Annotated in this window: 14 protein-coding genes; 12 read left to right on the forward strand and 2 right to left on the reverse strand. The window is 64.8% G+C overall.

What is annotated here, in order from left to right; all coding sequences use genetic code 11:
- Nucleotides 1–64: 64 nt before the first annotated feature.
- The 3 genes from folP (at nt 65) to KM295_RS07615 (ending at nt 2,615) form a co-directional block, all read left to right on the forward strand.
- On the forward strand, nt 65–1,189 hold the full coding sequence (folP, locus tag KM295_RS07605) for a dihydropteroate synthase (RefSeq protein ID WP_256029349.1): 1,125 nt from the start codon (nt 65–67) through the stop codon (nt 1,187–1,189).
- Nucleotides 1,190–1,322: 133 nt separating this feature from the next.
- Nucleotides 1,323–2,006, forward strand: coding sequence for a 6-hydroxymethylpterin diphosphokinase MptE-like protein (locus KM295_RS07610; RefSeq protein ID WP_256029350.1), 684 nt, complete (start codon nt 1,323–1,325; stop codon nt 2,004–2,006).
- 48 nt (nt 2,007–2,054) lie between these two features.
- Nucleotides 2,055–2,615, forward strand: coding sequence for a class I SAM-dependent methyltransferase (locus KM295_RS07615; protein ID WP_256029351.1), 561 nt, complete (start codon nt 2,055–2,057; stop codon nt 2,613–2,615).
- A gap of 7 nt (nt 2,616–2,622) precedes the next feature.
- Here KM295_RS07615 and KM295_RS07620 read toward each other — a convergent pair whose 3' ends face one another.
- Complete coding sequence (locus tag KM295_RS07620) at nt 2,623–3,204, reverse strand: MBL fold metallo-hydrolase (protein ID WP_256029352.1); 582 nt, start codon at nt 3,202–3,204, stop codon at nt 2,623–2,625.
- Between the two features lie 187 nt (nt 3,205–3,391).
- Nucleotides 3,392–3,574, reverse strand: a complete 183-nt coding sequence (locus KM295_RS07625) for a DUF7317 family protein (protein ID WP_256029353.1) — start codon at nt 3,572–3,574, stop codon at nt 3,392–3,394.
- 163 nt (nt 3,575–3,737) lie between these two features.
- Between KM295_RS07625 and KM295_RS07630 the strand changes: the two genes are divergently transcribed.
- The 9 genes from KM295_RS07630 to KM295_RS07670 all read left to right on the forward strand — a co-directional run bounded on the left by KM295_RS07630 (nt 3,738) and on the right by KM295_RS07670 (nt 13,289).
- On the forward strand, nt 3,738–4,226 hold the full coding sequence (locus KM295_RS07630) for an Lrp/AsnC family transcriptional regulator (RefSeq protein ID WP_256029354.1): 489 nt from the start codon (nt 3,738–3,740) through the stop codon (nt 4,224–4,226).
- Nucleotides 4,223–5,365 (forward strand): pyridoxal phosphate-dependent aminotransferase, encoded by a 1,143-nt coding sequence (locus KM295_RS07635; protein WP_256029355.1) that lies wholly within the window; start codon nt 4,223–4,225, stop codon nt 5,363–5,365. Before KM295_RS07630 ends, KM295_RS07635 begins: the two co-directional genes overlap by 4 nt.
- Nucleotides 5,366–5,473: 108 nt before the next feature.
- Complete coding sequence (locus tag KM295_RS07640; RefSeq protein ID WP_256029356.1) at nt 5,474–8,149, forward strand: type II/IV secretion system ATPase subunit; 2,676 nt, start codon at nt 5,474–5,476, stop codon at nt 8,147–8,149.
- A complete protein-coding gene (locus KM295_RS07645; protein WP_256029357.1) occupies nt 8,146–10,155 on the forward strand; it encodes a type II secretion system F family protein in 2,010 nt (669 codons plus the stop codon). Before KM295_RS07640 ends, KM295_RS07645 begins: the two co-directional genes overlap by 4 nt.
- Nucleotides 10,152–10,679 (forward strand): DUF7287 family protein, encoded by a 528-nt coding sequence (locus KM295_RS07650; RefSeq protein ID WP_256029358.1) that lies wholly within the window; start codon nt 10,152–10,154, stop codon nt 10,677–10,679. The genes KM295_RS07645 and KM295_RS07650 overlap by 4 nt, the downstream gene beginning before the upstream one ends.
- A gap of 1 nt (nt 10,680) precedes the next feature.
- Entirely contained in the window at nt 10,681–11,256 is a 576-nt protein-coding gene (locus KM295_RS07655) for a DUF7288 family protein (protein WP_256029359.1), read from the forward strand.
- Nucleotides 11,244–12,089, forward strand: a complete 846-nt coding sequence (locus KM295_RS07660; RefSeq protein ID WP_256029360.1) for a DUF7261 family protein — start codon at nt 11,244–11,246, stop codon at nt 12,087–12,089. Before KM295_RS07655 ends, KM295_RS07660 begins: the two co-directional genes overlap by 13 nt.
- Nucleotides 12,082–12,531, forward strand: coding sequence for a DUF7266 family protein (locus KM295_RS07665; RefSeq protein WP_256029361.1), 450 nt, complete (start codon nt 12,082–12,084; stop codon nt 12,529–12,531). The genes KM295_RS07660 and KM295_RS07665 overlap by 8 nt, the downstream gene beginning before the upstream one ends.
- Nucleotides 12,528–13,289 (forward strand): DUF7289 family protein, encoded by a 762-nt coding sequence (locus KM295_RS07670; protein WP_256029362.1) that lies wholly within the window; start codon nt 12,528–12,530, stop codon nt 13,287–13,289. Before KM295_RS07665 ends, KM295_RS07670 begins: the two co-directional genes overlap by 4 nt.
- The last annotated feature ends 1 nt before the right edge of the window (nt 13,290 follow it).

The following is a 13,290-nucleotide window of genomic DNA, read 5'->3' on the forward strand; positions in this document are numbered from 1 at the left end:
TCATCCACCCGCCGTGACGTGCCGGTATCAGTCGGCTTTACCCGTCGCCGCCCCAATCGGAGATATGCGAACGGTCGATGCAGCTGGTCTGAAGATCGGTGACGAGTACCCGCCGCGGATCATGGGCGTGTTGAACGTCTCCGAGGAGTCCCCCTACGATCCGAGCGTCTTCGCCGATCCGGGCGAGGCCGCCGCCTACGTCGACGAGGAGCTGATCGACGAGGGAGCCGACATCGTCGATGTCGGCCTCGAGTCGGCGAACAAGCGCTTCGAGGTGCTCTCGGCCGAAGAGGAACTCGAACGGCTCGAGACGGCGATCGAGACGCTGGAATCGACCTCCGGCGATGCGGTCTGGTCGATCGAGACGCGGTACCACGAGGTCGCCGCCGCCGCCCTCGAATCCGGCTTCGAGATGGTCAACGACATCTGTGGCTTCGCCGACCCGGAGATGCCGGCGGTCTGTGCCGACTACGACGTCGCCGTCTCGAAGATGGCCTCCCCGCCCGACCTCCAGCGGCCGGGCGCGATCGAGGACGTCGACGGGATCTACGAGGCCCTCGAACGGAACGGGTTCACGGAGAAGACGATCCTCGACCCGGCCTTCGGCGGGTGGTCCGAGGGGAAGACGACCGCGGACGACCGGGAGACCTTCGATCGGCTCCGGGAGTTCCGCGGCTACGGGCGGCCGATCCTCGTTTCGATCAACCGGAAGAACTTCCTACGGGAGATCGCGGGACGGGATACCGAGGCGGCGTTGCCGGCCTCGCTGGCCGCGACGTCGATGGCGGTCGAACGCGGCGCCCACGTCGTCCGGACCCACGACGTCGCGGCGACGCGTGACGCCGCTTTGGTCGGCCACGAGTTCACACAGAAACGGTTTCGAGCCGACGACATCGCCGAACTCGACGTGACGACCGACCGGGAACTGGCTCGCCATCTCGGCCGGATCTCGGCCGGCATCGACGATCCCGCCGAGATGACCCACGCCGTCGAAATCCCCCCGTCGAACGGAGCCATCCCGCAGATCGCCGAGACGGCCGGTCGGGTCGGCCTCGCCGTCTTCCGCGGTGAGGGGCTCGTCCTCGCCGGGACGGTCCGGGAGTTTGAGGCGCTTTCGGCGTCGATCGAGGGACCGGCTACCGACGCGATAGCGCGTCTCTGTGAGGGTCTCGGGGCGTCTGACGCGTGACCGACACACGACCTCTCGTACAAGAAAACTTATGCCAGAGGCCGGGGAATGACCGACTGGAAGCCCGAAGAGCACATTTGGGTAGGGGTACCTTGGTGCGCTTCGGGCAATGTCTTTATTCCGGATAGTGGCTATGCGATACACAGAGTGGCGTCCCGTGTACGAAACTATCCTCTCGGATTTCGGGTACGACCGGGCCGCCGACGAACGGGCGCGTGACCGTCTCGCGGCGCTCGTCGCGGGGGACGATCCGCTCTCTATCGAGGGGATCGACCTCCCGGGGACGGTGGCGGTCTGCGGGGCCGCGCCGACGCTTCCCTCGGAACTCGAACGCGTCAGCGGGGCCGACCACGTCGTCGCGGCCTCGAGTGCCGCTTCGGTCTGTCTCGAGGCGGGGATCGACGTCGACTGTATGGTCACCGACCTCGATAAGGTCCCACAGACGGCCCGAAAGCTAACCGAACGTGGGGTCCCGGTCGCGATCCACGCCCACGGCGACAACGTCGAGGAGATCGAACGACACGTCCCGACGTTCGATACCGGGTCGGTCCTCCCGACGACTCAGGCCGCCCCCACGCCGCCGGTGGCGAACCCCGGTGGCTTCACCGACGGCGACCGGGCGGCGTTTCTAGCCGACTGTTGCGGCGCCGATCGGCTCGTCTTCGCCGGCTGGGCGTTCGACGATCCGTCGGTCAGTCCCGAGAAAGCTCGAAAGCTCGAGTGGGCCGAACGGCTGCTCGGCTGGCTCGAAGTGCGACGGGGCGAGCGGTTTGCCGTCCTCGAGTGCCGGCGTGAGAAGCTGGATCGACCGTGGTGAGTCCCGCCCAGGGGCCACCGTTATGCCGGCGGCGGGAGACGGTCCGATATGGGATTTCACACGTTCGACCCCGAGCGCGCCGAGAAACTCGACGACGAGAGCCGCTATCGGTGGTGTTCGATCGAGGAACTCCTCTCGATCCTGTCGCCGGAACCGGACGACGAACTGGCCGATCTGGGCAGTGGCACCGGTTTTTATACCGACCCGATCGCCGAGCGCGTCGCGAAGGTCCACGCCGTCGACGTCCAGCCGGAGATGCACGACATGTACGAGGAGAAGGGTATCCCGGAGAACGTCCGGCCGGTCACCGCGGAGGTCGCCGACCTCCCCTTCGGGGACGGGGCGCTCGATGGGGTCTTCAGTACGATGACGTATCACGAGTTCTCCGGCGAGGACTCGATGGCCGAAATCTCGCGAATACTCCGTCCGGGCGGGCGGGTCGTGATCGTCGACTGGGACCGAAACGGTCCCGGGGAGGGAGGATCGGTACCCGAGGAGCGCCACGAGCTCGGACACGCGGTCTCGGCGCTGGGTTCGGCCGGATTGACGGTCGATCACGCGGTCTCTCGGACGGAGACGTTCGTCTGCCGCGCCCGGAAACTCAGGTAAATCGGCTTCAGAACCGCGCGGCTTCCAGGGCGAGTTCGATGTGACGCCGCGGGTCAGTATCGACGGTCGGACCGTGCCCGGTGTGCATCGTCGATAGCTCGCTACCGACCGACGACAGCAGGTAGTCGATACTGTCGATGAGGGTTTTGCGGTTCCCTTCGGGGAGGTCGGTCCGGCCGAAGCCGCCGTTTGCGAACACCAGATCCCCCGCAAAGAGCCGTCCGGAGGAGGGCGCGTACAGACAGAGGTGGTCGTTTTTGTGTCCCGGCGTATGCAACGCTCCGTACTCGTTGTTGCCGATCCGGATCCGGTCGCCGTCACCGATCGCATGATCGACTAATTCGTGATCGGGGTCGAAACCCCACACGTCGACGTCGAAGGCGCCGACGATCGACGGGACGTTACCGACGTGGTCGGGGTGGGTATGGGTCAGTACGACCGCGTCGAGTCCGCCGAGGGCGGCGTCGATCCGCTCGACAGCGTCGAAGTCACTGCCGGCGTCGACGAGAACGGTCCGGTCGCCGTCGACGAGAAAGGCGTTGCTGGTGAAGGCACCGACACCCCGGGCGATGTTTCGGACGGTGGACATACGATCCGTAGCTTTCGGACCCGCTTGGATGTTTTTATAGTAGATCCCTCGACGGTGGACGGCGAGCCATTCGCCGAGAAAAGGAACGCAAAACGCGGACGGATACTGAAGACAGCGCGAAGGGCGGAAACGAAGATGGCGGGGATGGAACAGGACGGCCCGTTCGTCGGTCGGCGGCCCGTCGACCTCAGTCGGCTCCCAGCGTGACGCGGTCGGGCTGGGCGGTCACCGTCGGTTCCGATCCGCCGACGCGACGGACGGCGCGGCGGAGCCGGTCCGTGGAGACGCCGGCCTGGCTGGCGGCTGTCTGCAGATCCAGTGTGCCGTTTTCGTACAGCGCCATCGCGGTCCGCATCGCGTGCTGTTTCATACTCTCCCGAATGTGCCTATGGATAATAATAGTATCGAGAGATAATATAACAACCCATTACCTTATATTCCATCCTCAATTGAAGAACATTATATTATGAGGTTACGCACGTATCGTCGGCGTGGCTCGCAACGTTTTAGTCCGCGCTACCGCCCTATGGTGTATGGAGCACGCCGAGGAACTGTTGGAGGCACTGTGCGAGAACGCCCGCTACTCGGCGGCGGATCTCGCACGCCTCACCGGCCTCTCGGAGGCGACCGTCGAAGAGACTATCGACGAACTCGAGGCCGCAGGCGTCGTGCAGGGCTATACCGCCGTCGTCGACTGGGACGCCGTCGGCAGCGAGCGCGTACGGGCCCACGTCGAACTCAACGTCACACTCGATCGGGAGACCAGCTACCGGGACGTCGCCGAACGACTCGCCGGGTTCCGGGAAGTCCAGGGACTCCGGCTCGTCTCCGGTGATTACGATTTCGCCCTGGAAGTCGAGGGCGAGAACATGCGCGAGGTCTCCCGGTTCGTAAGCGACAAGGTCGCCCCGATCCCGGAGATCACCCAGACGGTCACCCACTACATCATGGAGACCTACAAGCAGGCGGGTCACCGCTTCGACGACGGGAGCGACGACGATCGGCTCTCGGTCACCCCATGACGTTCGATCCCTCCGAACGCGTCGCCGACGTCCCGCCTTCCGGGATCCGCCGGTTCTTCGAACTCGCCGAGGAGATGGACGACGTCATCTCGCTGGGCGTCGGCGAACCCGACTTTTCGGCGCCCTGGGCCGCCCGCGAGGCCGCTATCACCTCCCTCGAACTGGGTCGGACCTCCTACACCGCCAACCGTGGCAAACGCGAACTCCGGGAGGCGATCGCGGCCGAAGTCCGCCGCTGGAACCTCGAGTACGACCCCGACGACGAGATCCTGGTGACCGCCGGCGCGAGCGAGGCGATCGATCTCGCTTTCCGGGCGCTGGTCGATCCGGGCGATACCGTCGCCGTCGCCCAGCCGTGTTACGTCTCCTACACGCCCGGGGTGACCTTCGCCGGCGGGGAGGTACTCGACGTGCCGACGCGGGCCGACGAGGCGTTCACGCTCACCCGGGCCGCCCTGCAGTCGGCCGGCGCCGAGGCCGCCGACGTTCTCGTCTACTGCTATCCGAACAACCCGACCGGCGCGACGATGGACCGAGAAGAACTCGCCGAGGTCGCGGCCTTCTGTCGGGAACACGACATCGCAGTCCTGGCCGACGAGATCTATGCCGACCTCACCTACGACGGCGAGCACGTCTCGATTGCCGAACTCGACGGCATGCGCGAGCGAACGATCGTTTTCAACGGCTTCTCGAAGGCCTACGCGATGACGGGAATGCGGCTCGGGTACGCCCTGGGGCCGGCGGAACCGATCGCGGCGATGAACCGGGTCCACCAGTACACGATGCTCTCGGCCCCGACGACGGCCCAGCACGCCGCGATCGAGGCCCTAAAGAGCTGCCGGGAGGCAGTCACCGAGATGCGTTCCCAGTACGACCGGCGTCGGAACTTCGTCCTCTCGCGGTTCGCCGAGATGGGGGTCGACTGTTTCGAGGCGACCGGTGCCTTCTATGTCTTCCCCGAATGTCCCGGCGGTGACGCCGAAGCCTTCGCCGAGGATCTCCTCGAAGCCGAGTCGGTCGCGATGGTGCCCGGCGGCGCCTTCGGTGCCGGCGGTGAGGGTCACCTCCGGGCCTCCTATGCGACCGGCCTCGAGGAACTCAGAGAGGCGATGGATCGCCTGGAACGGTTCGTTTCGTAGGGTGACGCGGCCGAACTTCCGGGGGCCGGCGAACGAACCGTCCCTCCGTTTCACACGCTGATTCCGTAGGAACGCTTTTTCAGCGAGGACGCATAGAGACATATAATAATGTCTACAGACGGCTCCGACGGTGGCGATCACGGGACCGCGCCAGCTCCGGAGCCGTCCGGCGACGGGCGGACGGACGCCGACTCGGGTTCGGGAGCCGAACCGATCGAGGCGGATCCCCCCATCGCAGTCGGGAAGTACTGCTGGGAGGAGTTCAAGCGTGAGTATCACTACGACGAAAACGGTGATCCTCCCGACGACGAGCCGTTCGACCCGGCGTCGTATCTGGGGTTCCCGCCGGCGGACCTGCCCGCCCGCATCGGCGCCGGCGACGACGCCGTCGAAACGCTGTCGGAGCTCTTCGAGGAGCGAACCGTCCGCGTCGATCCCGACCTCGACGAGGACGCCTTCTTTTCGACCGACCACGGGACGACGACGGCCGTCACCCGCTATGACCTCGAGCGGGCGGTCCCACAGGAAAAAAAGAGCCACTTCCGGGAAGTCGATCGGTACTGGGTCAACAAACCGTACGCGTTCGTCGTGATCTTTCACTCCGAGAAGGAAAACGAAAAAAAATACTACCTGATCGAGCCGCATCTCACGCCGCTGGAGTCGGACCTCCGGGAGTTCCTCGTCGGCAAACTGAAGACGGCGATCAAATACTCCGACGACGAGATCGTCTCAGAGGACGGTTCGGACGGCGAGGACATCCGACAGGCGGTCATCGAGACGGAGACGCACGACCTGCTCGAACGGTACGATCTTTACGCCGACGGCGCGAGACCGGACGACGGAGGGCTCCTCGCGTCGGTTCGGGAACTCCTCGGACTCGGCAAGGAGCTTCTCGGGATCGACGAAACGGACGAGGCGGCGTCCGAGGCGCCGGGCGAACTCCAGGGGATCGAGGCTCGCCCCGAACCCGCCGTGCTGGAGGAAGGATCGAAGACGCTCACCGAACACCAGATCGAGAAACTGCTGTACTTCCTCAGGCGGGACTTCATCGGGTTCGAGCGCATCGACGGGATCAAACACGACATCAACGTCGAGGACATCTCCTGTGACGGCTACGATTCGCCGGTGTTCGTCTATCACTCCGAGTACGAACAGATCATCACCAACGTCTATCACGGCACCGAAGAACTCGACGAGTTCGTCGTCAAACTCGCCCAGCGATCCGGCAAGGGGATCTCAAAGCGGAGCCCGCAGGTCGATGCGACGCTGCCGGACGGATCGCGGGCCCAACTCACGCTCGGCCGGGAGGTCTCGGATCACGGGACCAACTATACGATCCGACAGTTCAAGGACGTCCCGCACACCCCGATCGATCTGATCAACTGGCACACCTTCTCGCTCGATGAGATGGCCTTCCTGTGGCTCAGCATCGAGAACCAGAAATCGCTCGTCTTCGCCGGCGGGACGGCTTCCGGGAAGACGACCTCGCTGAACGCCGTTTCGCTTTTCATTCCGAGCAAGGCCAAGATCGTCTCGATCGAGGACACCCGCGAGGTCGAGTTACCCCAGCGAAACTGGATCGCGAGTGTCACCCGGCCCTCGTTCAGCGACGGGGATAAAGGCGACGTCGACGAGTTCGACTTACTGGAGGCCGCGTTGCGACAGCGCCCCGAGTACATCGTCATGGGCGAGATCCGCGGCGAGGAGGGACGAACCCTCTTTCAGGTCATGTCGACCGGCCACACGACGCTGACGACGTTCCACGCCGACTCGGTCGGCGAGGTGATAAAACGGTTCACGACCGATCCGATCAACGTCTCGAAGACGATGTTTACGGCGCTCGATCTCGTTTCGATCCAGACGCAGACCCGGATCAGGGACAACAAGGTCCGCCGGAACAAATCGATCACCGAGATCAACCACTACGATCCGGAGAACGACGAGATCAACGTTCAGGACGTCTTCCAGTGGCAGGCCGAGACCGACCGGTTCCTTCAGATGGGCGATTCGAACACGCTCGACAGCATCGCCTTCGACCGGGGCTGGGACCGGGATCGACTCGATAGGGAGATATTCACCCGCCAGCTCGTGTTGGCGTATCTCATCCACGAGGGGCTCAACACCTACACGCAGGTCGCGGCGACGCTGCAGGCATTTATCAACGACGAGGAGACGATCCTCGCGCTCATCGCGACCGGGGAGCTCGAACGCTCCCTGGAGGACCTCCGCGAGATGGAGTCCGTCGAGATCGACATCGACCCGTCCAAAGAGGCGATGGTCCCGCGCCCGGAGGCGAGCGAGGAGATCCTCGAGCAGACCGGACGGATACTCGAAGAGGCAGAGCCGTTGCTCGAAGAGTACCGCGATGAGGAACTGACGGCAGACGTCGCCGAGGTACTCGATATCGACCCCGCGGACGACATCGACGTATTCGGTCCCGGCCCCGGCGACGTCGCCGAGACGAACGATCCCGGAGTGACTGGTATCGATCTCGATCTCGATCTCGGCGACACGTCGGACGACGACGCGGCGACGACCGACGGCGGGGTCGGGGCGTTCGGCGGCGGGGCGGATACCGGACGCGCCGACTTCGGGGTGTTCAACGAGGACGACGGTGAGGACGTCCCTGACCTCGGCGATCTCGGGGGTGACACCCCGGAGTTCGACGCCTACGACGAGGACGGTGAGGACGTTCCGGACTTCGGGGGCCTCAACCGGAACGACGAACCGGACGATCCTGACACCGGCGGGTTCGATCCCGATACCGAAGACGACGGGCCATGAGCGTCAGCAAGGCCCCGCGACGATCGGGGATCGACGCCCTCGCCGATGTGTTCTATCCGCTCTTCCGGTGGCTCTTCGACGAGGACAGCGACTTCGTCGGGGACGTCGAGCGGAAACTCGCCGAGGCCCGAATGGCCCAGACCGTCGAGCTGTACCTCTCGAAGGCGCTCGCCGTCGGCGTGATCGTCGGGGTTCTGTTGTGGGTGATCGGGACGCTGATCGGATGGTTCCTCGTCACCGTCGTCGTCACCGACCCGCCGATTCTCCTCGGCTTGCCGCTTCCCGAGCCGTATCTCTCGACGGTGAACGCGCTGAAACTGCCGTTTCTCGTCTTCCTCTCGGGGCTGTTCTTCGGTTCGGTCGGGTTCGGCTCGGGGTTCGGCGGAATGGTCGCAAAGCCGTACCTCGATGCCGGCGCTCGCAAGCGGGAGATCAACGTGTTGCTCTCGGATTCGGTCTCGTTCATGTACGCGCTGTCGGTCGGCGGGCTCAACCAACTCGAGATCCTCGAGGCGATGGCGCGGGCCGACGATACCTACGGCGAGGTCGCAAAGGAGTTCCAGTCGATCGTCCTCGAGACCGAGTACTTCGATACCGACTACCGGACGGCGATCAGGAACCAGGCGATGCAGACCCCCTCCGAGGAACTCAGCCAGTTTCTGACCGACATGCTCTCGATCATCAACTCCGGGGGCGACATGGAACAGTTCCTCGAAGACCAGAAGGAAAAGCAGATGCGGACCTCCAAACAGGAACAAGAGCGGGTCCTGGAGACGCTCGAGCTCTTCGGCGAGATGTACATGACGCTGTCGCTTTTTCCGCTGCTTTTGATCATCATCATCGTCATCATGTCGATGCTCGGGGAATCCCAAAGCACGCTGTTGTACGGGACGGTCTACGGGCTGATCCCGCTCGTCGGCGTCGGGTTTCTCGTGCTCGTTTCGACGGTTGTGGCCGACGAGGTCGGCGACGGGTACCTCCGGACCGACGGCGAGACCGCCGACGAATCGGGCGGAATGTTCGATCTCGGTTTGGTCGAGGCGTACGCGGACCGGTACCCCATCTTCTCGCGGATCGAATCGAGGGAAGGAACCCACGTCATGCTGGGGATCCTCAGACAGCCACATCTGTTCTTCCGGGAGCACCCGCTGGCGGTACTCGCAATCACGCTGCCCGCATCGCTCGTGTTGGTCGCTTTCTCCGTCCTCGCGGGGTTCACGCCGACGACGCTGGAGGGGATGGTCGACGCGCCGATCCGGGGCACGTTCTTTTGGGTCTATCTGCCGCTGTATCTCAATCTCGTCCCGCTGACGGTCTTTTACGAGTGGAACGTCCGCTCGCGGCGCTCGATCACCAACAACCTCTCGGATAGCCTCCGGAAGCTTTCGAGCGCGAACGATACGGGGATGACGCTCCTCGAGTCCCTGAAAGTGGTCGCCGAGACCTCCTCGGGCCGGCTCGCAAACGAGTTCCGGACGATGTACGCGAAGGTGAACTACGGGACGAGCCTCCGGACGGCGCTTCGGGATTTCAACAACGCCTATCACATCCCGCGGCTCGCCCGGACGGTCAAACTCATCTCGAAGGCACAAGAGGCCTCGAGTCAGATCACACAGGTGCTCTCGACGGCGGCCCAGGCCTCCGAGAACCAAGACGATATCGAGCGCGAGCGCAAGTCCCAGACGCGGATGCAGATGGTCATCATCATCATGACGTACGTGACGCTTCTGGGCGTGATGGCGATGTTGAAGGTCGAATTCCTCGATACGATGGCGGGGCTCGTCGATACCGCCGACTCAGGTTCGGATGTTCCCGGCGCCGGCGGCGGGTTCGGCGGCGACCTCAATATCGACGAGCTGACGATGCTTTTCTTCCACGCCGTCACGATCCAGGGAATCATCTCGGGGGTCATCGCGGGGTATATCCGGGAGGTCTCGATACTGGCCAGCCTGAAGTTCGTCATCGTTCTGCCGACGATCGCTTTGGTGGTGTTCATGCTGATATGAGCCCTGATACGAGGAGGAGGGGACAGACGACGCTGGATTTCGCCATCGGGACGAGCGTGTTCCTCCTGGCGGTCGTCTTCGTGGTCGCGTACGCTCCGACGCTGTTCGATCCCTTCGCAGGGGGAACGGGCGCGGATCTGCTCGTCGCCGATCGGGCGGCAACGTCGCTTTCGGCCGACCTTCTCGCCGCCTCGACGGCCGAGCCGGGGACGCTTTCGACCGGCTGTGTCGTAGCCTTCTTCGAGGAAGACGGGTCGCTGGCCGACGAGGAGTGTGCCACCGCCTTCGACGTCGCGGGGGAGACGGCCTTCGAGCAGGCGCTCTCTTTGGACGGTCGGAACGCCAACGTGACGATCCACGCGCTCGATACATCGTCGGCCGAACCCGCCGAGATCCGGTGGGACGGAAGCGACACCGAGCTGACCCGCTCGAACTCCGGATCCGCCCAGAGGGAGGTCGCCGTTGCGACTCGAACTGTCTCGATTGGAGGCAACCAATACCGGCTGACAGTGCGGGTGTGGTAGCATGCGGGGACAGGCACACACCCTCGAGGCGATCGTCGCCGCAGCCCTCATCATCGGCGGGCTGATCTTCGCCACACAGGCGACGGCAGTGACGCCACTGTCGGCCAGCACGTCGAACCAGCATATCGAAAACCAACAGCGAGCGGTCGCCGAGGGGCTGCTCGCAACGGCGGCCGAAAACGGGACACTCGCCGACGCGGTCCTGTACTACGACCCGGCAAACGGGACGTTCGAGGGAGCCCCGGAGGACGAGCCCTACGCCGCGGCTCCACCGAATCCGTTCGGAGCAGCACTGGCAGAGACGCTCTCGAGCCGGCAGATCGCGTTCAACGTCGACGTCCGCTACGCGACGGAGGACGGCGGAACGGACGTCGAGCCGATGGTCCGGATGGGCGAGCCGAGCGACAACGCCGTCGTAGTGAGTCGGGCCGTCGGCGTTTATAACAGCTCGCGGCTCACCGGGTCGGACGACCGGCGGCTCGGGGAACTCGACAACGCCGAGTTCTACGCGCCGAACGTCGACAACGGCCAGCTGTACAACGTTCCCGTGGTGGAGGTGACCGTATGGCGGAAATGAACGGTCGTGACCGGGGCCAGCTTCTTTTGGTCGCCGGGGTCTTGCTGGCCGTGCTGTTCGTCGCCCTGGCGCTTTTGATCAACGCCGCGATCTACACCGACAACGTGGCGACACGGGGCGACGATCCGGCCGGTGAGGCCCTGACCTACCAGGCCGGTGTCACGGACGCGGTCGGCGATCTGATCGACGCCGAGAACGCCGCGGCCGACGAGGGTGACGGATTCGGCACAGTCAACGGGAGCGTCACGAGCGGGGTCTCGGAGATCGACGCCGCGGTCGCACGCAACAACCTCGGGCGGGCGGCAGCGACCGAGACCACCGTCTCTAGGGCGACCGAGGGGCGTCTGATACGGGAGCGAAACGTCGATGGCTTCGAGAGCTGGGAGACCAACGCCAGTGCAGTCCGTGGGTTCGTGATCGACCTCGATACGGACAACATGACGGCGGACTCGTCGTTCGTGATCGATCTCGACGGGACGGAGCTGGAAGTGAACAAAACCGGCGGGAACGTCGTCGTCGAGGGCGGCGTCGACGACGCTACATGCGAGACGAACGCCGACGGGACGGTCCGGTTCGACGTCACGGGCGAACGTATCGACGGCGACGTCTGTCGGTTCGGCTGGCCGACCCTCGACGGTGACAGCAACGTCACCTTCGAGAACGGGACCCACGCCGGGGGGAGCTACGAGCTGACGGTCGCGTCGGGAGAGGATCCAACCGGGCCGCAGACCACTCCCGCGGTGTACAGCGTCGACCTCGCACTCCGGATGGACACGCCGGAGCTGCGCTACGAGACGACGGTGACAGTCGCACCGGGTGAACACGATGGATAGCGACGACCGGGCCGTCTCGGTGACGGTCGGCTACGTGTTGAATTTCGCCATCGCCTCGCTTTTGCTTACCGGGTTGCTCGTCGCCGGCGGCGGGCTCATCGAGCGCCAGACCGATCAGGTCACCAGGGACGAACTGTCCGTCGCCGGCCAACAGCTCGCCGCCGACCTCACGGGCGCGGATCGGCTGGTCCGGGCCGGCGACGTCTCGACGCTCTCGCTTCGGACCGATCTCCCCCGGCGAACCGCCGCCGGCGGGTATACGATAGAGATCACAACCGACGCCGACGGCAACGGTGAGATCGAACTCCGGACACACGCCCCGGAGGTGGTCGTGACGGTCCCGTTCCGCATCGATTCGGACCTCGACGCCGGCAGCCTCGAGGGTGGCCCGGTCCGGATCGAGTCCGACGGGGGCGGTAACCTCGAGGTGATCTCCACGTGAGCGACCGGCGGCTCGGAACAGGGACCGACCGCGCCGTGAGCGACGTCATCGGATACGTCCTGATATTCTCGTTGATTGTCACCACCGTCGGTATCGTTTCGGCGGTCGGGTTCAGTACGCTCGACGACAGACAAAGCGCCGAACAGATCAACAACGTCGAACAGGCCTTCGACGTCTTCGCGACGAACGTCGAGGACGTCTATCGCGAGGACGCCCCGAGCCGGGCCACCGAGATGCGGCTCGCCGGCGGGACGATCCAGTACGGGGAGCCGGTGACGATCACGGTCCGGCGGGCGGACGACCACGCGGTCAACCACACGATGGAACTGACGCCGCTCGTCTACACCGAGCGCGACTCGGAGGTCGTCTACGCCGCCGGAGCGATCCTCCGGGGGGAACCGGAGGGTTCGGCCATGCTGCGGGAGCCCCCCTTCGTGCTCGAGCCGGACCGATCGTTGCTCCCGTTCGTCAGGACGACCCGATCGGTCGGGTTGTCCGAGATAACGCGCGACGGGACCGTCAGGATCGAGACCAGACGCACGAACGCGAACGTGACGACCCACCCAGGACTCGAGGACGGCGGAACGCTGGAACTCGTCGTCGACTCGCCACGCGGGACGGCCTGGGACGGATATCTCCGGGCGCAGGCCGACCGCCACGACGACTGGACGTACGACGAGTCGACCGCCACGCTCAGTTTCGAGACCGACGAGCTTTCCGTCCCGCGCTCGCGGGTCCAACTCCGGCTCGTGACGTGAT

Source organism: Natronomonas aquatica, from assembly GCF_024449025.1.
Lineage (GTDB): Archaea > Halobacteriota > Halobacteria > Halobacteriales > Haloarculaceae > Natronomonas > Natronomonas aquatica.

Bases quoted from the DNA above. Each gene is read 5' to 3' on its own strand.
- folP (WP_256029349.1), top strand. From the start codon at position 65: ATGCGAACGGTCGATGCAGCTGGTCTGAAGATCGGTGACGAGTACCCG.
- KM295_RS07610 (WP_256029350.1), top strand. From the start codon at position 1,323: ATGCGATACACAGAGTGGCGTCCCGTGTACGAAACTATCCTCTCGGAT.
- KM295_RS07615 (WP_256029351.1), top strand. From the start codon at position 2,055: ATGGGATTTCACACGTTCGACCCCGAGCGCGCCGAGAAACTCGACGAC.
- KM295_RS07620 (WP_256029352.1), bottom strand. From the start codon at position 3,204: ATGTCCACCGTCCGAAACATCGCCCGGGGTGTCGGTGCCTTCACCAGC.
- KM295_RS07625 (WP_256029353.1), bottom strand. From the start codon at position 3,574: ATGAAACAGCACGCGATGCGGACCGCGATGGCGCTGTACGAAAACGGC.
- KM295_RS07630 (WP_256029354.1), top strand. From the start codon at position 3,738: ATGGAGCACGCCGAGGAACTGTTGGAGGCACTGTGCGAGAACGCCCGC.
- KM295_RS07635 (WP_256029355.1), top strand. From the start codon at position 4,223: ATGACGTTCGATCCCTCCGAACGCGTCGCCGACGTCCCGCCTTCCGGG.
- KM295_RS07640 (WP_256029356.1), top strand. From the start codon at position 5,474: ATGTCTACAGACGGCTCCGACGGTGGCGATCACGGGACCGCGCCAGCT.
- KM295_RS07645 (WP_256029357.1), top strand. From the start codon at position 8,146: ATGAGCGTCAGCAAGGCCCCGCGACGATCGGGGATCGACGCCCTCGCC.
- KM295_RS07650 (WP_256029358.1), top strand. From the start codon at position 10,152: ATGAGCCCTGATACGAGGAGGAGGGGACAGACGACGCTGGATTTCGCC.
- KM295_RS07655 (WP_256029359.1), top strand. From the start codon at position 10,681: ATGCGGGGACAGGCACACACCCTCGAGGCGATCGTCGCCGCAGCCCTC.
- KM295_RS07660 (WP_256029360.1), top strand. From the start codon at position 11,244: ATGGCGGAAATGAACGGTCGTGACCGGGGCCAGCTTCTTTTGGTCGCC.
- KM295_RS07665 (WP_256029361.1), top strand. From the start codon at position 12,082: ATGGATAGCGACGACCGGGCCGTCTCGGTGACGGTCGGCTACGTGTTG.